Source organism: Streptomyces sp. NPDC044033, from assembly GCF_056434425.1.
The window spans coordinates 71,742-96,766 of sequence record NZ_JBWKFF010000021.1 but is presented as its reverse complement, the minus strand read 5'-3'; the positions used below and the strand labels follow the sequence as shown (position 1 = coordinate 96,766).

Sequence of the window (25,025 nt, the reverse complement as noted above, 5' to 3'; positions counted from 1 at the left end):
GAGAGAGCCGAAGGTGTATGGGGCTGCAACACGCTATGGCCCCACCTGTCCTGTCTGGGGGTCCCCCCCCCCCCCCCCCCCCCCCGGGGGGGGGGGGGGGGGGCGGCGGTGGCGGGCCGGTGCTCCGGCGCTACCTGATGAACGTTCCCGCCTGTCCCGCCAGGTCCAGGAAGTACTGCGGGAAGACGCCCAGCCCGATGGTGACGATCACACCCACCGCGATCGCCGTCGAGGTCAGCGCGCTCGGCACGGCCACGGTGGGCCCCTCCGGCGTCGGCTCGCTGAAGAACATCAGCACGATCACCCTGATGTAGAAGAACGCCGCGATCGCCGAGGACAGCACACCGACGACGACCAGCGCGCCCGCGCCGCCCTCCGCCGCCGCCTTGAAGACCGCGAACTTCCCCGCGAAACCGCTGGTCAGCGGGATGCCCGCGAACGCCAGCAGGAAGATCGCGAACACCGCTGCGACCAGCGGCGAACGCCGTCCCAGCCCGGCCCACTTGGCCAGCGCCGTCGCCTCGCCGCCCGCGTCCCGCACCAGGGTGACGACCGCGAAGGCCCCGAGCGTCACAAAGGAGTACGCGGCCAGGTAGAAGAGGACGGAGGAGATTCCGTCCGGGGTGACGGCGATGACGCCCGCGAGGATGAAGCCGGCGTGCGCGATGGACGAGTAGGCCAGCAGCCGCTTCACATCGGTCTGGGTGACGGCGACGATCGCGCCGATCAGCATCGTGATGATCGCGACGCCCCACATCACCGGCCGCCAGTCCCAGCGCAGCCCCGGCAGCACCACGTACAGCAGCCGCAGCAGCGCGCCGAAGCCCGCGACCTTGGTGGCCGCCGCCATGAACCCGGTGACCGGCGTCGGCGCGCCCTGGTACACGTCCGGGGTCCACATATGGAACGGCACCGCGCCCACCTTGAACAGCAGCCCCATCAGCACCATCGCGCCGCCGATCAGCAGCAGCGCGTCATTGCCCATGGTCCCGGCGAGCGCGGGGTCCACCGTCTTGACCGTGCCGTCGACGACATCGGCGATGCCGGAGTACGTGACCGTGCCCGCGTACCCGTACAGCAGGGCCACCCCGAAGAGCAGGAACGCCGACGAGAACGCCCCCAGCAGGAAGTACTTGACCGCCGACTCCTGCGAGAGCAGCCGCTGGCGGCGGGCCAGCGCGCACAGCACGTACAGCGGGAGGGAGAAGACCTCCAGCGCGATGAAGAGGGTCAGCAGATCGTTGGCGGCGGGGAAGACGAGCATGCCCGCCACCGCGAAGAGCACGATCGGGAAGACCTCGGTGGTGGTGAACCCGGCCTTCACGGCCGCCTGCTCGGACTCGCTGCCCGGCACGGACGCGGCCTGCGCGGCGAAGGAGTCCACCCGGTTGCCGTGTGCCGCCGGGTCGAGCCGCCGCTCCGCGAAGGTGAAGACGGCGACCAGCGAGACCAGCAGGATCGTGCCCTGGAGGAAGAGCGCGGGGCCGTCGACGGCGATGGCGCCCATCGCCGCGATGTGCGCCTTGTCGGTGCCGTACCCCCCGGCGGCGAGGCCGATGACGGCGGCGAAGGCGGCGGCCAGCCCCACTACGGTGAGCAGGAGTTGGGCGTAGTAGCGGCTGCGGCGCGGCAGGAACGCCTCGACCAGCACGCCCAGCACCGCCGTGCCGAGCACGATCAGCGTCGGTGACAGCTGTCCGTACTCGATATGGGGCGCGGGGATCTTGTCCTCCACGCCGGCCGCCATTGTCCACAGGCTGTGGACAGTTGCCACGTCAGTCACTTCGCGGCCTCCGCCTCTTCATGGGGCGCGTCCTTGTCGGTCGCGGCCCGGACCGGCACATCGGGCTTGGGATCGGTCTTGTCCACCTGGCTCATCGTGTGCTTCACCGCCGGATTCACGATCTCGGTCAGCGGCTTCGGGTAGACCCCGAGGAAGACCAGCAGCGCGATCAGCGGGGCGACGACGACCAGTTCACGGACCTTGAGGTCGGGCATGGACCGCACCTCGGCCTTCACCGGCCCCGTCATCGTGCGCTGATAGAGCACCAGGACGTACAGCGCGGCGAGCACGATGCCCACCGTCGCGATGATCCCGAGCGCCGGATACCTGCTGAACGTGCCGACCAGGACCAGGAATTCGCTGACGAACGGCGCCAGCCCCGGCAGCGACAGCGTGGCGAGCCCGCCGATCAGGAAGGTGCCCGCGAGCACCGGGGCAACCTTCTGCACCCCGCCGTAGTCGGCGATGAGCCGCGACCCGCGCCGCGAGATCAGGAACCCGGCCACCAGCATCAGCGCCGCCGTGGAGATGCCGTGGTTGACCATGTAGAGCGTCGCGCCGCTCTGGCCCTGGGTCGTCATCGCGAAGATGCCCAGGACGATGAAGCCGAAGTGCGAGATCGAGGCGTACGCGACCAGCCGCTTGATGTCCCGCTGGCCGACGGCGAGCAGCGCCCCGTAGAGGATGCTGATCACCGCCAGCACCATGATCACCGGGGTCGCCCACTTCGACGCCTCCGGGAAGAGCTGGATGCAGAAGCGGAGCATCGCGAAGGTGCCGACCTTGTCGACGACCGCGGTGATCAGCACGGCGACGGGCGCGGTGGCCTCGCCCATCGCGTTCGGCAGCCAGGTGTGCAGCGGCCACAGCGGGGCCTTGACCGCGAAGGCGAAGAAGAACCCCAGGAACAGCAGGCGCTCCGTGCTCGTCGCCATGTCCAGCCGGCCGTCCGCCCTGGCCTGGACGATCTCCTGGAGGGAGAACGTGCCGGTGCCCGTCTGGTGCGCGGTGACCACATACAGCCCGATCACCGCGGCCAGCATGATCAGCCCGCCGGCCAGGTTGTAGAGCAGGAACTTCACCGCCGCGTAACTGCGCTGGGTGGCCGTCCGCTCCTCCCCGTGCTCCCCGGCCCGGTCGCCGAAGCCGCCGATGAGGAAGTACATCGGGATCAGCATGGCTTCGAAGAAGATGTAGAAGAGGAAGACGTCGGTGGCCTCGAAGGAGATCACCACCATCGCCTCGACCATCAGGATCAGCGCGAAGAACCCCTGGGTGGGCCGCCAGCGGCGGTTGGGCCGCTCGTCCTCCAGGGGGTCCGCGTCATGCCATCCGGCCAGGATGACGAAGGGGATCAGCAGGGCGGTCAGCGCGATGAGCACCACCGCGATGCCGTCCACGCCGAGCTCGTACCGGACCCCGAAGTCCTTGATCCAGGCGTGCGACTCGGTGAGCTGGAACGGGCCCGACGCCCCCGGGTCGAAGCGCACCAGTTGGAAGGCGGCGAGCACCAGCGTGGCGAGCGAGAAGAGCAGGGCGAGCCACTTCGCGACCGTGCGCTTGGCGGCCGGGACCGCGGCGGTCGCCACCGCGCCGAGCGCGGGCAGCGCGGCCGTGACTGTCAGCAGGGGAAATGACATCGATCAGACCGCCCTCATCAGCAGGGTCGCGGCGATGAGGACCGCCGCGCCGCCGAACATCGAGACCGCGTACGAGCGGGCGTAGCCGTTCTGGAGCTTGCGCAGCCGCCCGGAGAGGCCGCCGACCGAGGCGGCCGTGCCGTTCACCGCCCCGTCGACCACGGTGTGGTCGACGTAGACGAGGCTGCGGGTCAGGTGTTCGCCGCCCCGGACCAGCACGACGTGGTTGAAGTCGTCCTGGAGGAGGTCGCGCCGGGCCGCCCGGGTCAGCAGGGAGCCGCGCGGCGCGGCGGCGGGCACGGGCCGGCGTCCGTACTGCGACCAGGCGATCGCGACGCCGATGACCAGCACCACCATCGTGGCGAGAGTGACGGTCAGCGCGCTGACGGGCGAGTGGCCCTCGGCGTGCCCGGTGACCGGCTCCAGCCACTTCACGAACGTCTCGTTGACACTGAACAGCCCGCCCGCGAAGACCGATCCGAAGGCGAGGATCACCATCGGGATGGTCATCGACTTGGGCGACTCGTGCGGGTGCGGCTCATTGCCGTCCGCGTCGGGGACCCAGCGCTTCTCGCCGAAGAAGGTCATCAGCATCACGCGCGTCATGTAGTACGCGGTGATGGCCGCGCCCAGCAGGGCCGCGCCGCCCAGGATCCAGCCCTCGGTGCCGCCCTTGGCGAAGGCAGCCTCGATGATCTTGTCCTTGGAGAAGAAGCCGGAGAGCCCGGGGAAGCCGATGATCGCCAGATAGCCGAGCCCGAAGGTGACGAAGGTGACCGGCATGTACTTCCGCAGGCCGCCGTACTTCCTCATGTCCACCTCGTCGTTCATGCCGTGCATGACCGAACCGGCCCCGAGGAAGAGCCCGGCCTTGAAGAAACCGTGCGTCACCAGGTGCATGATCGCGAAGACATAGCCGATCGGGCCGAGCCCGGCCGCCAGGATCATGTAGCCGATCTGGGACATCGTCGACCCGGCGAGGGCCTTCTTGATGTCGTCCTTCGCGCAACCGACGATGGCGCCGAAGAGCAGCGTCACCGCGCCGACCGTCACCACCGCCGTCTGCGCGTCGGTCGCGGCGTCGAAGATCGCGCCGGACCGGGTGATCAGATACACGCCGGCCGTCACCATCGTCGCCGCGTGGATCAGGGCCGAGACCGGGGTCGGGCCCTCCATCGCGTCGCCGAGCCAGCTCTGTAGCGGCACCTGTGCGGACTTGCCGCACGCGGCGAGCAGCAGCATCAGCCCGATCGCCGTCAGCTTTCCCTCGCCGGCCTCCCCGGCCGAGGAGAGCACCGGCCCGAAGGCGAACGTGCCGAACGTCGTGAACATCAGCATGATCGCGATCGACAGCCCCATGTCGCCGACGCGGTTGACGATGAACGCCTTCTTCGCGGCCGTGGCGGCGCTGGGCTTGTGCTGCCAGAACCCGATCAGGAGGTACGAGGCGAGGCCCACGCCCTCCCAGCCCACGTACAGCAGCAGGTAGTTGTCGGCGATCACCAGCAGCACCATCGCCGCCAGGAACAGGTTCAGATATCCGAAGAAGCGCCGCCGCCGCTCGTCGTGCTCCATATAGCCGACCGAGTAGAGGTGGATCAGCGTGCCGACGCCCGTGATCAGCAGGACGAAGGTCATCGACAGCTGGTCGAGCTGGAAGGCCACGTCGGCGCGGAAGCCGCCGACCGGCACCCAGCTGAACAGGTGGGCGTGCAGGGCGCGGTGCTCCCCGCTCCTGCCGAGCATGTCGGCGAAGAGCACCGCGCCGATGACGAAGGACGACGCGGCCAGGAGCGTGCCGAGCCAGTGCCCGATACGGTCCAGCCGCTTGCCGCCGCACAGCAGCACGGCGGCGCCCAGCAGCGGGGCCGCGACGAGCAATCCGATGAGGTTCTCCACGTCAGCGTCCCCTTACAGCTTCAGCAGGCTGGCGTCGTCGACCGAGGCCGAGTGGCGGGAGCGGAAGATCGTCACGATGATGGCGAGGCCCACCACGACCTCGGCGGCGGCCACCACCATCGTGAAGAAGGCGATGATCTGGCCGTCGAGGTTGCCGTGCAGCCGGGAGAAGGCGACGAACGCCAGGTTGCAGGCGTTCAGCATCAGCTCGACGCACATGAAGACGACGATCGCGTTCCGCCGGATGAGCACTCCGGCGGCGCCGATGGTGAACAACAGGGCGGCCAGGTAGAGGTAGTTGACGGGGTTCATTTCTTGGCCTCCTCCTCGGTGCGCTCCAGCCACTCCTGCGAGCGCTGCTCCAGCGCCTTCAGCTCGCCCAGCGCCTCGCTGGAGACGTCCCGGATCTGGCCGCGGGCCCGCAGCGTCGGGTTGACGGTCAGCTCGGACGGCGTGCCGTCCGGCAGCAGCCCCGGCACGTCGACCGCGTTGTGCCGGGCGTAGACGCCGGGGGCGGGCAGCGGCGGGAGCTGCTTGCCGCCGCGCACCCGGGCCTCGGCCAGCTCGCGCTGGGTGGCCGGCCGCTCGGTGCGCTCGCGGTGCGTGAGCACCATCGCGCCGACCGCCGCAGTGATCAGCAGCGCGCCGGTGATCTCGAAGGCGAAGACGTACTTGGTGAAGATGAGCGCCGCCAGCCCCTGCACATTGCCGCCGGAGTTGGCCTTGCCGAGCCCGTTGAAGTGCTTCAGGGAGGCGTTGCCGATGCCGGCGACGAGCAGGATGCCGAAGCCGAGGCCGCAGGAGGCCGCGAGCCAGCGCTGGCCCTTGAGCGTCTCCTTCAGGGAGTCGGCCGCGGTGACGCCGACCAGCATGACGACGAAGAGGAAGAGCATCATGATCGCGCCGGTGTAGACGACGACCTGGACGATGCCGAGGAAGTACGCGCCGTTGGCGAGGTAGAAGACCGCCAGGATGATCATCGTGCCCGCCAGGCACAGCGCGCTGTGCACGGCCCTGCGCATCAGGACCGTGCCCAGCGCGCCGAGCAGGGCGACCGTGCCGAGCACCCAGAACTGGAACGCCTCGCCCGTGGAGGTGGCGGACGCGGCGGCGGCGAGCTGGCTCATGTCCGCGCCCCCTCGTCGGCCGCCGCGCGCTCGGGGCTCTCCGCCTCCGGCGATTCGCCCTTGGAGAGCGCCACCTGACGCACCGTGCCGGGCGCGGCCTCGGTCACCAGCCCCCGGTAGTAGTCCTGCTCGTCCGTGCCCGGGAAGATCGAGTGCGGCGAGTCGACCATGCCCTCGTCCAGGCCCGCGAGCAGCTCCTCCTTGGTGTAAATGAGCGAGGCGCGGCTGGTGTTGGCCAGCTCGTACTCATTGGTCATGGTCAGCGCCCGGGTCGGGCACGCCTCGACGCAGAGCCCGCACAGGATGCAGCGCAGATAGTTGATCTGGTAGACGCGGCCGTACCGCTCGCCCGGGGAGTACCGCTCCTCCTCGGTGTTCTCCGCGCCCTCCACATAGATGGCGTCCGCCGGGCAGGCCCACGCGCACAGCTCGCAGCCGATGCACTTCTCCAGCCCGTCCGGGTGCCGGTTGAGCTGGTGACGGCCGTGGAAGCGGGGGGCCGTGGGCTTCTTCTGCTCGGGATACTGCTCGGTCAGCCGCTTCTTGAACATGGCCTTGAAGGTCACGCCGAAGCCGGCCACGGGGTTCTGGAACTCAGACACCACCAGCCTCCTTTCCGTCACTGTCAGTATCGGCCCCACCACTGACAATCAGCTCGCGCTCACGGCGCGACCGTCGCCGGGGCACGGGTGGCAGGCTCTGTCCGGGCAGCGGCGGCACGGGGAAACCGCCCGCCATCGGGTCGAAGGCCACCTCGCTGACCTCGTCCTTCACACCGCGCCGGTCCCGGAAGATGTCCACGACGAACGACAGCAGCAGGATCACCAGGACCGCGCCGCCGACGTAGAGCACGATGTCCTGGAAGCCGTAGTTCTCGTTCCGCAGCGCCCTTACGGTCGCGACCAGCATCAGCCAGACCATCGAGACCGGGATGAGGACCTTCCACCCCAGCTTCATGAACTGGTCGTAGCGCAGCCGCGGCAGCGTGCCGCGCAGCCAGATGAAGAAGAAGAGCAGCAGCTGGAGCTTGATGACGAACCAGAGCATCGGCCACCAGCCGTGGTTCGCGCCCTCCCAGAACGCCGAGACCGGGTACGGGGCCCGCCAGCCGCCCAGGAAGAGGGTGACCGCGACCGCCGAGACCGTGACCATGTTGACGTACTCGGCCAGCATGAACATCGCGAACTTGATGGAGGAGTACTCGGTGTTGAAGCCGCCGACCAGGTCGCCCTCGGACTCCGGGAGGTCGAACGGCGCCCGGTTGGTCTCGCCGACCATCGCCACGATGTAGATGAGGAAGGAGACCGGCAGCAGCAGCGCGAACCACCGGTCGTGCTGCGACTCGACGATCGCGGAGGTCGACATCGACCCCGAGTAGAGGAAGACGGCGGCGAAGGAGAGGCCCATCGCGATCTCGTACGAGATCATCTGCGCGCACGAGCGCAACCCGCCCAGCAGCGGATACGTCGACCCGGACGACCAGCCGGCCAGCACGATGCCGTAGATGCCGACCGAGGCGGTGGCCAGGATGTAGAGGACGCCGATCGGCAGGTCGGTGAGTTGCATCGTGGTGCGCTGGCCGAAGATCGAGACCTCGTTGCCGGACGGGCCGAAGGGGATCACCGCGATCGCCATGAAGGCCGGTACGGCCGCGACGATCGGCGCGAGGATGTACACCACCTTGTCCGCGCGCTTGACGACCAGGTCCTCCTTCAGCATCAGCTTGATGCCGTCGGCGAGGGACTGGAGCATCCCCCAGGGGCCGTGCCGGTTGGGGCCGATGCGCAGCTGCATCCACGCGACGACCTTGCGCTCCCAGACGATCGAGAACAGCACGGTGAGCATCACGAAGGCGAAGCAGAAGACCGCCTTGACGACGACCAGCCACCATGTGTCGCGGCCGAACACGGAGAGGTTCTCCGCGGCGAGCGAGTCGGCGAGGTAGTTCATGCCGTCACCTCCGCTTCAGGGGCGCCCGGGGCGGGCGCGCCGACCTTCACCAACTGGCCGGGCACCGCACCCAGATCACCGTGGACGCCGCCGCCGACGGAGTTCAGCGGCAGCCATACGACCCGGTCCGGCATCGCGGTGACGCGCAGCGGCAGCCGCACCGTCCCGGCCGGGCCGGACACCGCCAGCTCCGCGCCGTCCGCGACCCCCGCCTCCGCGGCGGTGGCCGCCGACAGCAGCGCCACGGCCGCGTGCCGGGTGCCGGCCAGCGCCTCGTCGCCGTCCTGGAGCCGCCCCTGGTCGAGCAGCAGCCGGTGGCCCGCGAGGACCGCCTCGCCCGCCTCCGGCCGGGGCAGCGGCAGCGCCGCCTCCCGCGGGTCCGCCGCGTGCGGCCCCTCCCACGGCCCGAGCCGGTCCAGCTCGGCGCGTACGGCCCGTACGTCCGGCAGCGCGAGGTGTACGTCCAGGGCGTCGGCCAGCATGTGCAGCACCCGTGCGTCCGGCAGCAGATGACGGTGCGTCATCTGATCCGGCTTGAGCGCGGCCTCGAAGGGGCGGGCCCGGCCCTCCCAGTCGAGGAAGGTCCCGGACTTCTCGGGCACCGCCGCGACCGGCAGCACCACGTCCGCCCGCTCGGTCACCGCCGAGGGCCGCTGCTCCAGGCTCACCAGGAACCCGATCTCCTCCAGCGCCCGCTCGGCCCGCGCCGGGTCGGGCAGGTCGCGCACCTCGACCCCGGCGACGAGCAGCGCGCCCAGTTCGCCGGTGGCCGCGGCCGCGGCCTCGATGATCTGCCCGGCATCGCGCCCCGGGCCGTGCGGCAGCCGGGCCACGCCCCACACGGCGGCGGTCTCCTCACGGGCCCGCGGGTCGGCGGCCGGCCGCCCGCCGGGCAGCAGCCCCGGCAGCGCCCCGGCCTCGACGGCGCCCCGCTCCCCGGCCCGGCGCGGAATCCACACCAGGTGCGCGCCGGTCGCGGCGGCGGTCCGTACGGCCGCGGTGAGCGCGCCCGGCACCGCGGCCAGCCGCTCGCCGACGATGATCACCGAGCCCTCGGCGCGCAGCGCGTCGTACGCCTCGCGGCCGACGCCGCTCAGCTCCGTGCCGGACGTCAGCGCGTTCAGCCACTCCGTCTCGGTGCCGGGCGCCGCCGGCAGCAGCGTGCCGCCCGCCTTCGTCAGACCCCTGCTCGCGTGCGTGGCCAGCGCGAACGTCCGTTGGCCGCCCTTGCGGTGCGCCTTGCGCAGCCGCAGGAAGACGCCGGGCGCCTCCTCCTCCGCCTCGAATCCGGCGAGCAGCACCGCCGGCGCCTTCTCCAGCGCCGCGTAGCTGACGCCGCCGCCGTCCAGGTCCCGGCCGCGGCCCGCGACGCGCGCCGCGAGGAACTCGGCCTCCTCGGCGCTGTGCACCCGGGCCCGGAAGTCGATGTCGTTGGTGTCCAGGGCGATGCGCGCGAACTTGGCGTAGGCGTACGCGTCCTCGACGGTGAGCCGCCCGCCGGTCAGCACGCCCGTACGGCCGCGGGCCGCCGCCAGTCCGCTCGCCGCCGCCGCCAGCGCCTCGGGCCAGCTCGCCGCCACCAGCTCGCCGGTGGCCGCGTCCCGTACCAGCGGGGTGGTGAGCCGGTCCGGCCGCTGCGCGTAGCGGAAGCCGAACCGCCCCTTGTCGCAGATCCACTCCTCGTTGACCTCGGGGTCGTCCGCCGCCAGCCGCCGCATGACCTTGCCGCGCCGGTGGTCGGTGCGGGTCGCGCAGCCGCCGGCGCAGTGCTCGCACACGGACGGCGAGGAGACCAGGTCGAAGGGGCGGGAGCGGAATCGGTACGCCGCCGAGGTCAGCGCGCCCACCGGGCAGATCTGGATGGTGTTGCCGGAGAAGTACGACTCGAAGGGGTCGCCCTCACCCGTGCCGACCTGCTGGAGCGCGCCGCGCTCGATCAGCTCGATCATCGGGTCGCCCGCGATCTGGTTCGAGAAGCGGGTGCAGCGGGCGCACAGCACGCACCGCTCGCGGTCCAGCAGCACCTGGGCGGAGATCGGTACGGGCTTCGCGTACGTCCGCTTCCGCCCCTCGAAGCGGGTGTCGGGGTCGCCGACCTGCATGGCCTGGTTCTGCAACGGGCACTCGCCGCCCTTGTCGCAGACCGGGCAGTCCAGCGGGTGGTTGATGAGCAGCAGCTCCATCACACCGCGCTGGGCCTTCTCGGCGACCGGCGAGGTGAGCTGGGACTTGACGACCATGCCGTCGGTGCAGGTGATGGTGCAGGACGCCATCGGCTTGCGCTGGCCCTCGACCTCGACGATGCACTGCCGGCAGGCGCCGGCCGGGTCGAGGAGCGGGTGGTCGCAGAACCGCGGGATCTCGATGCCGAGCAGTTCGGCGGCCCGGATGACCAGCGTGCCCTTGGGCACGGAGATCTCGATGCCGTCGATGGTCAGCGAGACGAGGTCTTCCGGCGGCACCGCCGCCGCTCCACCGCCGCTGGGGCCGGTAGTTGTGACGGTCACGCGTTCACCCCCAGGTGAGCGGTCTTCGGGCCGTCGGCCCATACGGTCGACTTGGCCGGGTCGAAGGGGCAGCCCCGCCCGGTGATGTGCTGCTCGTACTCCGCGCGGAAGTATTTGAGCGAGGAGAAGATCGGGCTGGCCGCGCCGTCCCCGAGCGCGCAGAAGGACTTGCCGTTGATGTTGTCGGCGATGTCGTTCAGCTTCTCCAGGTCCGTCATCCGGCCCTTGCCCGCCTCGATGTCCCGGAGCAACTGGACGAGCCAGTAGGTGCCTTCGCGGCAGGGGGTGCACTTGCCGCAGGACTCGTGGGCGTAGAACTCGGTCCAGCGGGTGACGGCCCGCACCACGCAGGTCGTCTCGTCGAAGCACTGGAGCGCCTTGGTGCCGAGCATCGAACCGGCCGCGCCCACGCCCTCGTAGTCGAGGGGCACGTCGAGGTGTTCCTCCGTGAACATCGGCGTCGAAGAGCCGCCCGGCGTCCAGAACTTGAGCCGGTGGCCGGGGCGCATGCCGCCGCTCATGTCGAGGAGCTGGCGCAGCGTGATGCCGAGCGGTGCCTCGTACTGGCCGGGGCCCACGACATGGCCGCTCAGCGAGTACAGCGTGAAGCCCGGGGACTTCTCGCTGCCCATCGAGCGGAACCAGTCCTTGCCCTTGTTCAGGATCGCGGGAACCGAGGCGATGGACTCGACGTTGTTCACCACAGTGGGGCAGGCGTACAGGCCCGCGACGGCGGGGAACGGAGGCCGCAGCCGGGGCTGGCCGCGGCGCCCTTCGAGCGAGTCGAGCAGCGCGGTCTCCTCACCGCAGATGTACGCGCCGGCCCCCGCGTGCACGGTGATGTCGAGGTCGAGGCCGCTGCCCAGGATGTTCTCGCCGAGGTAGCCCGCCGCGTACGCCTCGCGCACGGCCTCGTGCAGCCGACGCAGCACGGGGACGGCTTCGCCGCGCAGATAGATGAAGGCGTGGCTGGAGCGGATCGCGTGACAGGCGATCAGCATGCCCTCGATGAGCACGTGCGGATTGGCGAAGAGGAGGGGGATGTCCTTGCAGGTGCCGGGCTCGGACTCGTCGGCGTTGACGACGAGGTAGTGCGGCTTGCCGTCGCCCTGCGGAATGAACTGCCACTTCATCCCGGTGGGGAAGCCCGCCCCGCCGCGGCCGCGCAGCCCCGAGTCCTTGACGTACGCGATGACGTCGTCCGGGGCCATCGCGAGGGCCTTGCGCGCGCCCTCGTACCCCTCGTGCCGGTGGTAGGTGTCCAGCGTCCAGGAACCGGGCTGGTCCCAGAAGGCGGACAGCACCGGTGCCAGTACCTTCTCGGGGCTGGTCTCGTCGACTTCTTCTGCTGCCAAGGTCATCACTCCCCCTCCTCGGCGACCGGTCCGGCCGGGTTGCTGGGGTCGGAGGCCGAGGTCTGCTGCGGCGCGTCATGCGAACTCGGGTGGGTCGCGGGCGCCTCGTCGGTGGTGGGACGGCCGCCGGCCGCGGGGCGCGCGGCGGCGCGCGGGGCCACGACGCGGCCGGGCGCGCTCTCGCCCTTGGCCAGCCGCAGCCCGGCGAGCGAGGCCGGTCCGGCCCCGCCGGTGGCCTCGACGGCGCCGGGGCGCTCGTCGGGGAACCCGGCGAGGATGCGGGCCGTCTCCTTGTATGTGCACAGGGGCGCGCCGCGCGTCGGCTCCACGGTGCGGCCGGCCCGCAGGTCGTCGACGAGCGCGGTGGCGCTCTCGACGGTCTGGTTGTCGAAGAACTCCCAGTTGACCATCAGTACGGGCGCGAAGTCGCAGGCGGCGTTGCACTCGATGTGTTCGAGGGTGACCTTGCCGTCGGGCGTCGTCTCGTCGTTGCCGACGTCCAGGTGCTCCTTGAGGGCGTCGAAGATCGCGTCGCCGCCCATCACCGCGCACAGCGTGTTGGTGCAGACCCCGACCTGGTAGTCGCCGGAGGGTTTGCGCCGGTACATGGTGTAGAAGGTGGACACCGCGGTCACCTCGGCGGTGGTCAGGCCGAGCTGTTCGGCGCAGAACCGGACGCCGGTGCGGGTGACGTGCCCCTCCTCCGCCTGTACGAGGTGGAGCAGCGGCAGCAGCGCGGAGCGCGAGTCGGGGTAGCGGGAGATCACCTCCCGCGCATCGGCGTCGAGCCGCTGCCGTACGTCGGCGGGGTAGTCGGGCGCGGGGAGCCGGGGCATGCCCAGCTGGACGTCGCTCACCGGTCGACGCCTCCCATCACGGGGTCGATGGACGCGACGGCGACGATGACGTCGGCGACCTGGCCGCCCTCGCACATCGCCGCCATGGCCTGGAGGTTGGTGAAGGACGGGTCCCGGAAGTGGACCCGGTAGGGGCGGGTGCCCCCGTCGCTGACGAGATGCACGCCGAGTTCGCCCTTGGGCGACTCCACGGCCGCGTACGCCTGGCCGGGCGGCACCCGGAACCCCTCGGTCACCAGCTTGAAGTGGTGGATCAGGGCCTCCATCGAGGTGCCCATGATCTTCTTGATGTGGTCGAGGGAGTTGCCGAGGCCGTCCGGTCCGAGCGCCAGCTGCGCGGGCCAGGCGATCTTCTTGTCGGCGACCATGACCGGGCCGGGCTCCAGCCGGTCCAGGCACTGCTCGACGATGCGCAGCGACTGCCGCATCTCCTCCAGCCGGATCAGGAAGCGGCCGTAGCTGTCGCAGGTCTCGGCGGTCGGGATGTCGAAGTCGTAGTTCTCGTAGCCGCAGTAGGGCTGCGCCTTGCGCAGGTCGTGCGGGAGTCCGGCGGAGCGCAGCACGGGGCCGGTCGCGCCGAGCGCCATGCAGCCGGCCAGGTCCAGATAGCCGACGTCCTGCATGCGGCCCTTGAAGATCGGGTTGCCGGAGGCGAGCTTGTCGTACTCGGGCAGGTTCTTGCGCATCTTCTTCACGTACGCGCGGACCTGGTCGACGGCGCCGGGCGGCAGGTCCTGGGCGAGCCCGCCGGGGCGTACGTACGCGTGGTTCATCCGGAGCCCGGTGATCAGCTCGAAGAGGTCCAGGACCAGTTCGCGGTCGCGGAATCCGTAGATCATGATCGTGGTGGCGCCGAGCTCCATGCCGCCGGTGGCGATGGCCACCAGGTGCGAGGAGATGCGGTTCAGCTCCATCAGCATCACGCGGATGACGGAGGCGCGGTCCGGGATGTGCTCCTCGATGCCGAGCAGCTTCTCGACGCCCAGGCAGTACGCCGTCTCGTTGAAGAACGGCGTCAGGTAGTCCATGCGCGTCACGAACGTGGTGCCCTGGGTCCACGTCCGGAATTCGAGGTTCTTCTCGATCCCCGTGTGCAGATAGCCGATGCCGCAGCGGGCCTCGGTGACCGTCTCGCCGTCGATCTCCAGGATCAGCCGGAGCACGCCGTGGGTGGACGGGTGCTGGGGGCCCATGTTGACGATGATCCGCTCGTCGTCGGCCCGCTTGGCGGCCTCGGCGATCTCGTCCCAGTCGCCGCCCGTGACGGTGTAGACGGTGCCTTCGGTGGTCTCGCGCGCTGCGCTCGCATGCGATGTGCTCATCAGGTGTACGACCTCCGCTGGTCCGGAGCCGGGATCTGGGCGCCCTTGTACTCGACGGGGATGCCGCCGAGCGGGTAGTCCTTGCGCTGCGGGAAGCCCTGCCAGTCGTCCGGCATCATGATTCGGGTGAGCGCCGGGTGGCCGTCGAAGATCAGGCCGAAGAAGTCGTACGTCTCGCGCTCGTGCCAGTCGTTGGTCGGATAGACGTCCACGAGGGAGGGCACGTGGGGGTCGCTGTCGGGGGCCGAGACCTCCAGCCGGATCAGCCGGTTGTGGGTGATCGAGCGCAGGTGGTAGACCGCGTGCAGCTCGCGCCCCTTGTCCTCCTCGAAGTGCACGCCGCTGACGCCGGTGCACAGCTCGAAGCGGAGCGCCGGGTCGTCGCGGAGCGTCCGGGCGACCCGCGGCAGGTACTCCCGCTCGATGTGGAAGGTCAGCTCGTCGCGGTCGACGACGGTCTTCTCGATGACGTTCTCCGGGACCAGGCCCTGTTCGTCGAGGGCCCCCTCCAGCTCGTCGGCGACCTCGTCGAACCAGCCGCCGTACGGGCGCGACGACGCGCCGGGCAGCCGTACGGTCCGTACGAGACCGCCGTAGCCGGAGGTGTCGGAGCCGTTCGCCGCGCCGAACATGCCGCGGCGGGTGGCGATCGCCTCGCCTTCGTCGCCGCGCTGGCCGGGCAGGTTGGCGGCGTCGATGTCGCGGTCGGGGTTGGCCCCGCCCGCCTGGGCGTCGCTCATCGCAGCAGCCCCTTCATCTCGATCAGCGGGAGCGCGCCGAGCGCCGCCTCCTCCGCCTCGCGGGCCGCTTCCTCGCGATTGACCCCGAGCTTCTCGTTCTGGATCTTGTGGTGCAGCTTGAGGATCGCGTCGAGCAGCATCTCGGGACGCGGCGGGCAGCCGGGCAAATAGATATCTACCGGGACAATGTGGTCAACGCCCTGCACAATCGCGTAGTTGTTGAACATCCCGCCCGAGGACGCGCAGACACCCATGGAGATGACCCACTTCGGGTTCGGCATCTGGTCGTAGACCTGCCGCAGCACCGGGGCCATCTTCTGGCTCACCCGGCCCGCCACGATCATCAGGTCCGCCTGCCGGGGCGAGCCGCGGAAGACCTCCATCCCGAAGCGGGCGAGGTCGTAGCGGCCCGCGCCGGTCGTCATCATCTCGATGGCGCAGCAGGCGAGGCCGAAGGTGGCCGGGAAGACGGACGATTTACGGACCCAGCCCGCGGCCTGCTCGACGGTGGTGAGCAGAAATCCGCTCGGCAGCTTCTCTTCAAGTCCCATTGGTTGGCCCCTAGTCCCATTCCAGGCCGCCACGACGCCATACATAGGCGTAGGCGACGAAGACGGTCAGCACGAAGAGGAGCATCTCGACGAGCCCGAACAGCCCCAGGGAGTCGAAGGTGACCGCCCAGGGATAGAGGAAGACGATCTCGATATCGAAGACGATGAAGAGCATCGCCGTGAGGTAGTACTTAATGGGGAATCGCCCGCCGCCGGCCGGCTGCGGGGTCGGCTCGATGCCGCACTCATACGCTTCGAGCTTGGCGCGGTTGTAGCGCTTGGGGCCGATGATCGAGGCCATGACCACGGAGAAGATCGCGAAGCCTGCCCCGAGGGCTCCCAGTACGAGGATGGGCGCGTAAGCGTTCACCGCTCCTCGCTCCTTCCAGTCGACGATGACTGCTGGCAGACGGGACCGGGTGTGTGAACCACCCCGCGAAATCCCCCACGAATCCCGTGCGAGTTCCGCGCGACCCCAGGAAGATCGCGCGTATGTGAGGCAGTTCACAAGCCCGAGTCGCCTGCATCTTATGCCCGTCGGTCTGTGATCTGCGACACGGGGTGCGACAACGCCTTTGTGATCTCCACCACCTGACGAAGGATCATGAAGTCGGATGAGCGGTGATCTTCGTACGCGAAGCGGCCGAGTGATCACCAGAGGTGACATTCGGGGGCTGCGTTGCTGGTGAGAGGCGTGCGGCTCTATCAAGAGATGGCCGATGCAAGCAAATTGGCGCTGGACGGTTTCAACTGCTAGCGCTCGGCCACCCGGAGGGGTGGCCGGGTCGCTCACCCTCGGTCGCCCGCCCTCGATCGCCGATCGGCGCTCCGCTTCACGAGCCCGCCTCCGCTCCGCTTCACGAGCCCACCTCCGCTCCCCTCCGAACGCCCGGTTCGCGCCATACCGGGCGTGAGCTATCCCACGCGGTTTCACGTTCAAGGACCACTTTTTCCGGGCACCCTCGACTCAGGAGCTACGGAAGTGATAGGCGGCCCCAGGGGCCTCATCCGACATCAAATGCCATGCGTATCCGCATGATCGCGCAAATCGGACACCCCTCGTCCGGGCCACTCGAAGATCGACAAGGCTCAATTCTCGTCGTGTACACGGCAGGTGTGTCGCATGCCACTTTTGTTGATCTCGGGCATGGCACTTGATAGCCGTTAGTGCCATGTCCCCTGTCGCTCACATACCCAGCCGCCGGAAGCCCCGCCGTACCGCCTCTTCGTGGGCGCTGCGCACGGGAGTTGCCGGCGGCGTTCTCAGCACCCTCGCGGTGACCGGCGCGGCCGCCCCGGCGAGCGCCGCAGAGAAGCCCGCGGAGTCCACTCTGGAGATGCCGACGGTCGACGCGACCCTCGCGGCCTCCATCACGCAGAGCGCGGACGCCACCCAGCAGACCGCCCACGACTACCAGACCCGGGCCCAGCAGGAAACGGCCGCGCACAAGGCCAAGGTCCAGGCCAAGAAGGTCAAGGACGAGGCCAACCGCAAGGCCGAGGCCGAGAAGAAGGCCGAGGAGGCCAAGAAGGCGAAGGCCGCCAAGGCCGCCGACGAGGCCGCCCGCGCCTCCCGGTCCGCCGAGCGCACGCAGCTCTCCACCACCTCCGCCTCGTCGTCCTCGTCGGCCCCGTCGTCCTCGTCGTCGTCCGCCCCCTCGACGTCCCACGCCACGGGCAGCGCCGCGACGCTGATCTCGTTCCTCCAGGCGCAGATCGGCAAGCCGTACGTGATGGGCGCGACGGGCTCCTCCTCGTACGACTGCTCCGGCCTCACCCAGGCCGCGTACCGGCAGATCGGCATCGACCTGCCGCGCGTCTCCCAGGACCAGTCGACGGCCGGCACCTCGGTCTCCCTGGACAACCTCCAGCCCGGCGACCTCCTCTACTGGGGCAGCGCGGGCAGCGCGTACCACGTGGGTGTCTACATCGGCGGCGGCAAGTTCATCGGCGCCCAGAACCCCAGCACGGGCATCGTCGAGCGCTCCCTGAGCTACGACCAGCCGACGGGCGCCGTCCGCGTCATGTGACGTCGGCCCCTCGCACCACGCCAAGACCCCTGGTCCCGCCGCTCGGGACCAGGGGTCCTCGCGTGTGTGGGGCACGTCATCGGGGCGCGGGATTGAGTACCGGGTCCGCTTCGGGGCAAGATCGCCGCATGAAGGCTTTCGGAAAACGCCAGGACCCGGAGATGATCGTCCTGCGCGACGCGGACACGATCACCGCAGCCCTCCGCCAGGCCCTCGGCACCGCCACCCCGGAGGAACGGCCCGGCCTCGAACTGGCCCTGACCCTCGCCTCCGAAGCCGCGAGCGCCCCGGAATCGGAGCTGCGCGCCCGCTGGGTACGGGACCGCCTCGCGGCGGCCGGCTACGACGGCCCCGTCGACGACTCCGTCGCGGCCGTCAAAGCCCTGCGCCAGGCCGAGACCGGCCTGAGCCTCCTGCAAGCGGCGACCCTGACGAAGGAGGCCGCCGCCACGACCGGCGAAGGGGCTCCCGCGCAGCGCTGACGCGGCCCGCGCCGACGGCTTCCGCTTCTGTTCCGCACGTCCGCGACGACCCGCGGAACGTCGCGGCCGACGGTGTACGGGCAGCGCTTGCCCCACCGCGACCGAACACGGTCCGGCCGGATGAACCCGGCGGCGTCCACCACGGGATGCGCGGGACCGCGCCGGGAAGGTTCGGCCTCACTTCCCGGGCGCGCGCGACGGCCCGGCCTGATCCGGCTTCCCCCGCGCCGCCGTGCCGTGCTCGTCCAGCGTGAACCACACCCGCTTGTGCGCACGATCCGGCTCGCCGGGCCATGTGACGCCCCACCTGGTGGCCATCTCCTGGACCAGCAGCAAGCCTCGTCCGCGTTCTTCGTCATCGCGTGCGTCCTGCGCGGCGCGTGCGTGAAGCCGGGGGCACGGGGCGTCGTCCCATACGGCCACGTACACACGGCCTGGTCCTACGGTCACGTCCACGTGCACGACGGGAGTCGACGTGTGCACATGGACGTTCGTGACGATCTCGCTCACGAGCAGCTTGGCCACGTCGGCGACGTCCGCGTGACGGGTCAGGCTCAGCAGCAGCGCCACCTGCTCGCGAGCGATCCTCGGAGTTATGGCGTCGTTCGGCGCGCTGACGCGGAACGACTGGCGTTGTGGGGGTACGGCGAAACGTGCATCGCTCATGCTCATCTCCCGGTGGGGTTGGCAGCCCGCGCTGCTGCGCCATCCGTGGCCTGGCCCCCGGGCCCGCCCTCAACGGGCATGCCGGTGGCCGCACTTCGGCTGTTCCAGGCGTGCCGCGTGGTGCTGCACCGAAGAGTAGGGCACAACAGTGGGACGTAACAACAGTGGGACGGGTATCGCGTCCTGGCTGGTGGACCCGTGACACAGTTGGGCGACAGACTCATAGCCACCGCAGAGGGGGTGCCATGCCGCCGAGGAGCTATCCGACGGCCCGACAGAAGCGCTTGGGCGCGGAGCTGCGCAAGATGCGCGAGCGCGCCGGACTGTCCGGGAGCCAAGTGGGGGCGTTCCTGGGCGGGGAGCGCGCACAGGTCAGCCACCTGGAATCGGGGCGATACGGCGTAAGCGCCGAACGCGTGCGCCGACTCGCCGCCCACTACTCCGCGACGGACGAGCACCTTGTCGGCGCGCTCGCGAGCATGGCCGAGGAACGCGGCAAAGGCTGGTGGGAAGAGTACCGGGGCATACTCTCGCCGGGATTCCTGGACCTGGCCGAACTGGAACACCACGCGACACATATGCGTGCGATTCACATGCTGCACACACCCGGCATCCTCCAGACGGAGTCGTACGCGCGTCAGTTGTTCCAGAGCAGCATTTCCGGGTCGTCGGCCACAGAGCTCGACATGCGGGTGGAATACCGCATGAGACGCCGCGCGATCTTCGACCGGCCGCAGCCACCGAAATTCGACGTGCTCATTCATGAAGCCGCGCTCCGCATGAGGTACTGCACGTCGGATGCCATGCGTGCGCAGCTGGACTTTCTGCTCGAAGCCTCCCAGTGGCCGACCGTGACTGTCCGCGTCATCCCGTTCGACGCCCAGGTCACGGGATCGGCCCACTCCGTGCTCTATGCCGGCGCATCGGTTCCTGCCCTGGACACCGTTCATATCGACAGCGCCTTCGACGGTGGATTCCTGGACGCGGAAGCCCAACTGGCGAAATACCGCACCCTGCTGGCCACAGTCGAAAGAATCACGCTCGGGTTGGACGAGTCCAGAAAGTTCATCCACCGCATCGCACAGGAATTGTGAGCCAAGGGCATGACCGACCCCATCGCATGGCAGAAGTCCTCGTTCTCGGGGGCCGACAACAATCAGAACTGTGTCGAACTGGCCGACCACGACGGCGTAATAAAGATGCGCGAGAGCGACACCCCGGACACCGTCCTCTCGACGACCCCCGAAAAGCTGCGCGGGCTCATCCTCGGCGTCAAGGCAGACGCCTTCGGCCGCCTGACCTGACTGCCGCGAACCGGGCCCGCCGTCTGTCATGGCAGGCGGAGGACGCGTGGTAGCCGCTGCCACACTCGACGGGCGGTGGGCGTCCGTCGACGCCCCCGCTCGACGGGCAGTTCGTGAAGACGGCCCCGGCCGGGGCGTCCCCGTCTGCTTCAGCCACCGGCCGGGCTCACGACGCGCCCCGCCTGACAGGACCATCTCGACACCTCGGGACTTTGAGACTAATAGTCATGACGACGCAGCGGCTGGAAGCGAACTTCTCCGAGCTGATCAACAAGCCGAAGGCGACACTGGCCGGGCCGGCCGGGGCGAAACGCATACTGCTGCGGCGGCGGGACGCGGAAGACCTGGTGATCACCACGGCCGCGCGGGACGAGCAGGACGCCCAGATCATGTCCGCCGGCGCGCGGATGTTCCTCGCGCTGGTGAAGCACGACACGGCCGCGCGATCGCTCCTCCTGGAGATCATTCCCGACGCGTTTCCCTGGGTCCGCTTCCTCCCGGAGGAGAGCGTCCGCGCCTTCGCGGCCGAATTGGCCGAGGTGCTGCCCGCCGCGGAGAGCCTGGGCAACATGTCGGCGGTGGCCACGACGATCGCCGCGTGGCAGCACACCGCCGAGGTCCACTCGGACCCGGAGCTCCTCGCCGCGCTGACCACGGACAGCGGCGAGGATTACGGCCCCGTACCGGAACCGGGCGTAACCGGATGACGCCCAAGCGCGGCGACCACGTGGCACCGCCCGCCATGCTCGGGCCGGATGCGGCCGGTGCCGCCCCGCGGCAGGCGCGCGGCAGGCGGGCGGCAGGCGGGCGGCACCGGCTCGGGCCCGTCAGGCCGTGAGCACTCCGGCGCCGAGTTGGCCGGACCAGTGTCGCTGGTGCGGGTCCAGGTTCAGCGGGGTGCGGCCCCACAGGTCGAGGTACAGCGCCTCGGCGGTGGCCGCGATGCGGGTGTCGCTCGGTTCGCCCGGGGCCGCCGCCCTGGTGTGCGCGGTCGCCGGGGTGAGCTCCACCAGCCAGCGGTGGCCCGTGTCGGTGCTGTGCACTTCGATCCGGCCGGTGCGGGTGAAGCGCCTGCCGTCGCGGACCCCGGCGGCCAGGTGGACCGCGAGGACCTCGTCCACGCCGTCGGCGGCGACGTCCGCGGGGATCGGCAGCGACTCCCCCGCGGCGTCCGCGATGTCCCAGCCGTGGACGAACGCCTCGTGGGTGAGGCACCGCGGCCAGAACGAGACGACGTGCGGCTGAGTGGACCAGTTCCACGCGGCGGCGTGGGGGTCGGCCGCGGCGAGGCGGTCCAGGGTCCGGTCCCACTCCTCGGCGGCCCACTGGATCACCCGGTCGTCGGGAGGCATCTCGGCGTCGGTGAACTCGGGTTCGCCGGCCCCCTGCTCGACGCAGGCATGGACGTAGGAGGCGACGTTGCCCAGATGGTGGACGACATCGCGGACCCGCCACTCCGGGCAGGCGGGCACGGGAGCGCCGAGCCGGTTCTCCGCCATGCGCCACGCTTGCGCGCCCATCGCCCTCGTCGCCTCGACATGGCGGGCGGTGTCCATCAGGTTCATCGGGTCGAGCCCTTCGGGAGTGGGTGTTCGGAGGCTGATCCGGACGAGTCCTCCGGGAGCAGGTGCTCGGAGGCTGGTAGAGGTGGGCCGTCCGGGAGCGGGGTCCGGCGGCGGACGCGTCGGGCGATGGCCCTGCCGCCGACGATGAGCACCACCGCGCTGACGATGACGGCCCCGCCGAGCAGCAGGTTCGGGCTGAGCGCTTCCTGGGCGATCAGGCTCCCCAGCACGACGGCGACCACCGGGTTGACGTAGGCGTAGGTGGCCATCGTGTCGTTGGGCAGGTTGGCGTTGGCGTAGCCGTACGCGGTGAAGGCGATCATGGAGCCGCCGATGATCAGCCACAGGAGCCCGGCGATCGAACCGGCGGAGACCGCCGCGGGGTCGAAGCGGCCGAACTCGCCCGTCACGGCGGCGGCGATGAGCAGCAGCAGCCCGCCGGCGATCATCTCCAACGACGCCACGACGAGCGGGTGCGAGGGCAGCGGGGCGCGGCGGGCGTAGACCGTACCGATCGCCCAGCTGAGCGACCCGATCAGCACGATGACCGCGCCACCGGCATCGACGTCGGCGCCGGGCCCGCCCACGAGCACGCCGACCCCGACCGTCCCCAGGGCGAGCGCCACCATCATCGTGGCCGTGACGCGCGTCCTCGTCACCACCGCGTTGATCAGGACCATCCAGACCGGCACGGTCGCCACGATGAGGGCGGCCGATCCGGAGTCGACGCTCGTCTCGCCGACGCTGACCAAGCCGTTGCCGCCGACCAGCAGCAGGGCGGCGACGATCAGTGTGGAGCGCAGGTGCCGCACCGTCGGGCGCCGGTCCCCGCGGGCATGGCGCGGTCCGACGAGCGCGAACATCACCGTGCCGGCCGTGAGGTACCGGACGCCGGCCATGAGCAGCGGCGGAATCGTGTCGACCGCCGACCGGATGCCCAGGTACGTAGATCCCCAGAAGATCCATACGGTGATCAGCGCCAGCCAGGGAAGCGGAAGGCGACGCATGAGTGTCAGTTTAGGCTCGACTAGCATCTAGCCTCATTTAGAAAGGTGAATCAGGTAGGATGCCTCACAGAGATTAGGTTGATCTGTCATGAAGGGCAAGTACTCGCTATGACGCGGCAGCTGGACGACATCGACCGGACGATCCTGCGGATGGTGACGGCGGACGGCCGGCAGACCGTCCGGGCGCTCGCCCGGGCAGTCGGGCTGTCCGAACCCTCGGCACGGGACCGATTGCAGCGGCTGGAGCGCGACGGAGTGATCACCGGCTACCACGCGGGCCTCGACCCGGCGAGCGTGGACGCGGGGACGGCGGCGTTCATCGCGCTCCGCTTCGAACCCGGCGCGGCCGCCAGGGCGGTGGTCAACGAACGGCTCGAAAGCGAAACCTGCGTGCTCGAAGTGCACGAGGTGGCGGGCGAGGACTGCTACTGGCTGAAGGTGCGCGTGGCCGGTACGGACGCGCTCGCCGACGCGCTCGACCGCATCCGCTCGATCCCACCGGTGCGCAGCACCAGCACGACCATCGTGCTGCGCACCGTTCTCGAACGGCCGCTGGGCACGGACACCACGCCCCCTCAGTGAGAGCCCGCGCCACCTCCCTGGTCGGGCGGCGGCAGTACACCACCGAGGTCCGCTCGGCCCCCGGCAACTCACGCCCGTGCCCTCCGGCTGCCGGAGGGCACGGGCGGCAGACGCCGTCGGCACCCGCTGGACCACGGACACCGCACGGCGTGGACCGGCTCCGCGGTCAGACGGTCGGGCGGTCGCCCACGCGGAAGAACGCGAAAGACCGCCGGTCCCCCATGGGGGGCCGGCGGTCCGTGACGTGGACTCGCGGGCTGGCAGGCTCGCGGGATGGCGCGCCCCGCCCGTTACGACCTCGGGGCGACCTTGCTCAGTCCGTTGATGATGCGGTCCATGGCGTCGCCGCCCGTCGGGTCCGTCAGGTTGGCGAGCATCTTGAGGGTGAACCTCATCAGCAGCGGGTGGGTGAGGCCGCGTTGGGTGGCCATCTTCATGACCTTCGGGTTGCCGATGAGCTTCACGAAGGCGCGGCCGAGGGTGTAGTAGCCGCCGTAGGTCTCCTTGAGGACCTTCGGGTAGTTCTGCAGGGCCAGTTCGCGCTGCGCGTACGTGGCGCGGGCGTGGGCCTGGACGATGACGTCGGCGGCGATCTGGCCGGACTCCATGGCGTAGGCGATGCCCTCGCCGTTGAACGGGTTGACCAGGCCGCCCGCGTCGCCGACGAGCAGCAGGCCGCGCGTGTAGTGCGGCTGGCGGTTGAAGGCCATCGGGAGGGCGGCGCCGCGGATCGGGCCCGTCATGTTCTCGGGGGTGTAGCCCCAGTCCGCCGGCATCGAGGCGCACCACGCCTTGAGGATCTCGCGCCAGTCCAGCTCCCGGAAGGCGGAGCTGCTGTTGAGGATGCCGAGGCCGACGTTGCTGGTGCCGTCGCCCATGCCGAAGATCCAGCCGTAACCGGGCAGCAGCCGGTCCTGCTCGCCGCGGCGGTCCCACAGCTCCAGCCAGGACTCCAGGTAGTCGTCATCGTGGCGGGGCGAGGTGAAGTACGTGCGGACGGCCACGCCCATCGGGCGGTCCTCGCGCCGGTGCAGGCCCATGGCCAGGGACAGCCGGGTGGAGTTGCCGTCCGCGGCGACCACGAGCGGCGCGTGGAAGGTGACCGGGGTCTTCTCCTCGCCGAGCTTGGCGTGGACGCCCGTGATCCGGCCCGTACGGTCGTCGATGACCGGAGCGCCGACGTTGCAGCGCTCGTACAGCCGCGCGCCCGCCTTCTGGGCCTGGCGCGCCAGCTGCTCGTCGAAGTCGTCGCGCTTGCGGACCAGGCCGTAGTCCGGGTACGAGGCCAGGTCCGGCCAGTCGAGTTGCAGGCGGACGCCGCCGCCGATGATGCGCAGGCCCTTGTTGCGCAGCCAGCCCGCCTCTTCGGAGATGTCGATCCCCATGGACACGAGCTGCTTGGTGGCGCGCGGGGTCAGCCCGTCGCCGCAGACCTTCTCGCGCGGGAACGCCGTCTTCTCCAGCAGGAGCACGTCCAGGCCCGATTTGGCCAGGTGGTAGGCGGTCGCGGAACCGGCCGGGCCGGCCCCGACGACGATCACGTCTGCGCTGTGCTCGGCAGGGGACTCGGTCACGGCGGGATCTCCCCAAAGCTCGGAACATGCGTGCCGGACGTCGGGCGGGTCACGCACTGGACAAGAGCAGTCTATGGGGGCGCA

General features: G+C 70.1%; 24 protein-coding genes. 6 read left to right on the top strand and 18 right to left on the bottom strand.

The genetic code is table 11. From position 1 onward, the window contains the following. Positions 1–130: 130 nt before the first annotated feature. The 14 genes from nuoN to AC07AB_RS31010 are packed head-to-tail and all read right to left on the bottom strand — an operon-like array spanning position 131 to position 16,101. On the bottom strand, positions 131–1,783 hold the full coding sequence (gene nuoN / locus AC07AB_RS31075; RefSeq protein WP_478573813.1) for an NADH-quinone oxidoreductase subunit NuoN: 1,653 nt from the start codon (positions 1,781–1,783) through the stop codon (positions 131–133). Beyond that, positions 1,780–3,423, bottom strand: a complete 1,644-nt coding sequence (locus tag AC07AB_RS31070; protein ID WP_478573810.1) for an NADH-quinone oxidoreductase subunit M — start codon at positions 3,421–3,423, stop codon at positions 1,780–1,782. The genes nuoN and AC07AB_RS31070 overlap by 4 nt, the downstream gene beginning before the upstream one ends. A 3-nt stretch (positions 3,424–3,426) precedes the next feature. Then, positions 3,427–5,322 carry an NADH-quinone oxidoreductase subunit L gene (gene nuoL, locus AC07AB_RS31065; protein ID WP_478573808.1) on the bottom strand — a complete coding sequence of 632 codons (1,896 nt, stop codon included), beginning with the start codon at positions 5,320–5,322 and terminating at the stop codon, positions 3,427–3,429. A gap of 12 nt (positions 5,323–5,334) precedes the next feature. Beyond that, on the bottom strand, positions 5,335–5,634 hold the full coding sequence (nuoK, locus tag AC07AB_RS31060) for an NADH-quinone oxidoreductase subunit NuoK (RefSeq protein WP_030883239.1): 300 nt from the start codon (positions 5,632–5,634) through the stop codon (positions 5,335–5,337). Further along, positions 5,631–6,449, bottom strand: coding sequence for an NADH-quinone oxidoreductase subunit J (locus tag AC07AB_RS31055; RefSeq protein WP_478573805.1), 819 nt, complete (start codon positions 6,447–6,449; stop codon positions 5,631–5,633). Before AC07AB_RS31055 ends, nuoK begins: the two co-directional genes overlap by 4 nt. Further along, positions 6,446–7,051, bottom strand: coding sequence for an NADH-quinone oxidoreductase subunit NuoI (nuoI, locus tag AC07AB_RS31050; RefSeq protein WP_478573804.1), 606 nt, complete (start codon positions 7,049–7,051; stop codon positions 6,446–6,448). The genes AC07AB_RS31055 and nuoI overlap by 4 nt, the downstream gene beginning before the upstream one ends. Then, entirely contained in the window at positions 7,044–8,399 is a 1,356-nt protein-coding gene (gene nuoH, locus AC07AB_RS31045; protein WP_478573801.1) for an NADH-quinone oxidoreductase subunit NuoH, read from the bottom strand. Before nuoH ends, nuoI begins: the two co-directional genes overlap by 8 nt. Further along, complete coding sequence (locus AC07AB_RS31040; RefSeq protein ID WP_478573798.1) at positions 8,396–10,906, bottom strand: NADH-quinone oxidoreductase subunit G; 2,511 nt, start codon at positions 10,904–10,906, stop codon at positions 8,396–8,398. Before AC07AB_RS31040 ends, nuoH begins: the two co-directional genes overlap by 4 nt. After that, a complete protein-coding gene (nuoF, locus tag AC07AB_RS31035) occupies positions 10,903–12,270 on the bottom strand; it encodes an NADH-quinone oxidoreductase subunit NuoF (RefSeq protein WP_478573795.1) in 1,368 nt (455 codons plus the stop codon). Before nuoF ends, AC07AB_RS31040 begins: the two co-directional genes overlap by 4 nt. Next, entirely contained in the window at positions 12,267–13,118 is an 852-nt protein-coding gene (gene nuoE / locus AC07AB_RS31030; RefSeq protein ID WP_478573792.1) for an NADH-quinone oxidoreductase subunit NuoE, read from the bottom strand. Before nuoE ends, nuoF begins: the two co-directional genes overlap by 4 nt. Then, complete coding sequence (locus tag AC07AB_RS31025; RefSeq protein ID WP_478573789.1) at positions 13,115–14,440, bottom strand: NADH-quinone oxidoreductase subunit D; 1,326 nt, start codon at positions 14,438–14,440, stop codon at positions 13,115–13,117. The genes nuoE and AC07AB_RS31025 overlap by 4 nt, the downstream gene beginning before the upstream one ends. Then, entirely contained in the window at positions 14,440–15,180 is a 741-nt protein-coding gene (locus tag AC07AB_RS31020; protein WP_478573786.1) for an NADH-quinone oxidoreductase subunit C, read from the bottom strand. The genes AC07AB_RS31025 and AC07AB_RS31020 overlap by 1 nt, the downstream gene beginning before the upstream one ends. Further along, positions 15,177–15,731 (bottom strand): NuoB/complex I 20 kDa subunit family protein, encoded by a 555-nt coding sequence (locus AC07AB_RS31015; protein ID WP_363132938.1) that lies wholly within the window; start codon positions 15,729–15,731, stop codon positions 15,177–15,179. The genes AC07AB_RS31020 and AC07AB_RS31015 overlap by 4 nt, the downstream gene beginning before the upstream one ends. 10 nt (positions 15,732–15,741) lie before the next feature. After that, positions 15,742–16,101 carry an NADH-quinone oxidoreductase subunit A gene (locus AC07AB_RS31010; RefSeq protein WP_363132937.1) on the bottom strand — a complete coding sequence of 120 codons (360 nt, stop codon included), beginning with the start codon at positions 16,099–16,101 and terminating at the stop codon, positions 15,742–15,744. A gap of 802 nt (positions 16,102–16,903) precedes the next feature. Here AC07AB_RS31010 and AC07AB_RS31005 point away from each other — a divergent pair. Together AC07AB_RS31005 and AC07AB_RS31000 are read left to right on the top strand one after the other, a co-directional pair. After that, on the top strand, positions 16,904–17,761 hold the full coding sequence (locus tag AC07AB_RS31005) for a C40 family peptidase (RefSeq protein WP_478573784.1): 858 nt from the start codon (positions 16,904–16,906) through the stop codon (positions 17,759–17,761). A gap of 128 nt (positions 17,762–17,889) precedes the next feature. After that, complete coding sequence (locus tag AC07AB_RS31000) at positions 17,890–18,243, top strand: hypothetical protein (protein ID WP_478573781.1); 354 nt, start codon at positions 17,890–17,892, stop codon at positions 18,241–18,243. Positions 18,244–18,420: 177 nt separating this feature from the next. Here the strand turns inward: AC07AB_RS31000 and AC07AB_RS30995 are convergent, their stop codons facing one another. Then, the gene (locus tag AC07AB_RS30995; RefSeq protein WP_478573778.1) at positions 18,421–18,909 is read right to left on the bottom strand and encodes an ATP-binding protein; all 489 of its coding nucleotides are present in this window, start codon (positions 18,907–18,909) and stop codon (positions 18,421–18,423) included. Between the two features lie 245 nt (positions 18,910–19,154). Here AC07AB_RS30995 and AC07AB_RS30990 point away from each other — a divergent pair, with 245 nt between their 5' ends. The 3 genes from AC07AB_RS30990 (at position 19,155) to AC07AB_RS30980 (ending at position 20,920) form a co-directional block, all read left to right on the top strand. Then, positions 19,155–20,003: a helix-turn-helix domain-containing protein gene (locus AC07AB_RS30990; RefSeq protein ID WP_478573775.1), complete on the top strand. Its 849-nt coding sequence runs from the start codon at positions 19,155–19,157 to the stop codon at positions 20,001–20,003. Between the two features lie 9 nt (positions 20,004–20,012). Further along, positions 20,013–20,213, top strand: a complete 201-nt coding sequence (locus tag AC07AB_RS30985) for a DUF397 domain-containing protein (RefSeq protein WP_478573772.1) — start codon at positions 20,013–20,015, stop codon at positions 20,211–20,213. 227 nt (positions 20,214–20,440) lie between these two features. Beyond that, on the top strand, positions 20,441–20,920 hold the full coding sequence (locus tag AC07AB_RS30980; RefSeq protein WP_478573769.1) for a DUF6247 family protein: 480 nt from the start codon (positions 20,441–20,443) through the stop codon (positions 20,918–20,920). A 120-nt stretch (positions 20,921–21,040) separates the two neighbouring features. On the opposite strand, the gene AC07AB_RS30975 is transcribed toward AC07AB_RS30980, so the two are convergent. Together AC07AB_RS30975 and AC07AB_RS30970 are read right to left on the bottom strand one after the other, a co-directional pair. After that, the gene (locus AC07AB_RS30975; RefSeq protein WP_478573766.1) at positions 21,041–21,778 is read right to left on the bottom strand and encodes a maleylpyruvate isomerase family mycothiol-dependent enzyme; all 738 of its coding nucleotides are present in this window, start codon (positions 21,776–21,778) and stop codon (positions 21,041–21,043) included. Next, positions 21,775–22,785 (bottom strand): EamA family transporter, encoded by a 1,011-nt coding sequence (locus AC07AB_RS30970; RefSeq protein ID WP_478573763.1) that lies wholly within the window; start codon positions 22,783–22,785, stop codon positions 21,775–21,777. The genes AC07AB_RS30975 and AC07AB_RS30970 overlap by 4 nt, the downstream gene beginning before the upstream one ends. 108 nt (positions 22,786–22,893) lie before the next feature. Here AC07AB_RS30970 and AC07AB_RS30965 point away from each other — a divergent pair, with 108 nt between their 5' ends. Further along, positions 22,894–23,367, top strand: a complete 474-nt coding sequence (locus AC07AB_RS30965) for an Lrp/AsnC family transcriptional regulator (RefSeq protein ID WP_478573761.1) — start codon at positions 22,894–22,896, stop codon at positions 23,365–23,367. Positions 23,368–23,657: 290 nt separating this feature from the next. Here the strand turns inward: AC07AB_RS30965 and AC07AB_RS30960 are convergent, their stop codons facing one another. Continuing rightward, the gene (locus AC07AB_RS30960; protein WP_478573758.1) at positions 23,658–24,941 is read right to left on the bottom strand and encodes a geranylgeranyl reductase family protein; all 1,284 of its coding nucleotides are present in this window, start codon (positions 24,939–24,941) and stop codon (positions 23,658–23,660) included. Between the last annotated feature and the right edge of the window lie 84 nt (positions 24,942–25,025).

Coding starts and splice junctions, on each gene's coding strand:
- AC07AB_RS31070 (WP_478573810.1), bottom strand. CDS start 3,423: ATGTCATTTCCCCTGCTGACAGTCACGGCCGCGCTGCCCGCGCTCGGC.
- nuoK (WP_030883239.1), bottom strand. CDS start 5,634: ATGAACCCCGTCAACTACCTCTACCTGGCCGCCCTGTTGTTCACCATC.
- AC07AB_RS31055 (WP_478573805.1), bottom strand. CDS start 6,449: ATGAGCCAGCTCGCCGCCGCCGCGTCCGCCACCTCCACGGGCGAGGCG.
- nuoH (WP_478573801.1), bottom strand. CDS start 8,399: ATGAACTACCTCGCCGACTCGCTCGCCGCGGAGAACCTCTCCGTGTTC.
- AC07AB_RS31025 (WP_478573789.1), bottom strand. CDS start 14,440: ATGAGCACATCGCATGCGAGCGCAGCGCGCGAGACCACCGAAGGCACC.
- AC07AB_RS31020 (WP_478573786.1), bottom strand. CDS start 15,180: ATGAGCGACGCCCAGGCGGGCGGGGCCAACCCCGACCGCGACATCGAC.
- AC07AB_RS31015 (WP_363132938.1), bottom strand. CDS start 15,731: ATGGGACTTGAAGAGAAGCTGCCGAGCGGATTTCTGCTCACCACCGTC.
- AC07AB_RS31005 (WP_478573784.1), top strand. CDS start 16,904: ATGTCCCCTGTCGCTCACATACCCAGCCGCCGGAAGCCCCGCCGTACC.
- AC07AB_RS31000 (WP_478573781.1), top strand. CDS start 17,890: ATGAAGGCTTTCGGAAAACGCCAGGACCCGGAGATGATCGTCCTGCGC.
- AC07AB_RS30995 (WP_478573778.1), bottom strand. CDS start 18,909: ATGAGCGATGCACGTTTCGCCGTACCCCCACAACGCCAGTCGTTCCGC.
- AC07AB_RS30990 (WP_478573775.1), top strand. CDS start 19,155: ATGCCGCCGAGGAGCTATCCGACGGCCCGACAGAAGCGCTTGGGCGCG.
- AC07AB_RS30985 (WP_478573772.1), top strand. CDS start 20,013: ATGACCGACCCCATCGCATGGCAGAAGTCCTCGTTCTCGGGGGCCGAC.
- AC07AB_RS30980 (WP_478573769.1), top strand. CDS start 20,441: ATGACGACGCAGCGGCTGGAAGCGAACTTCTCCGAGCTGATCAACAAG.
- AC07AB_RS30975 (WP_478573766.1), bottom strand. CDS start 21,778: ATGAACCTGATGGACACCGCCCGCCATGTCGAGGCGACGAGGGCGATG.
- AC07AB_RS30970 (WP_478573763.1), bottom strand. CDS start 22,785: ATGCGTCGCCTTCCGCTTCCCTGGCTGGCGCTGATCACCGTATGGATC.
- AC07AB_RS30965 (WP_478573761.1), top strand. CDS start 22,894: ATGACGCGGCAGCTGGACGACATCGACCGGACGATCCTGCGGATGGTG.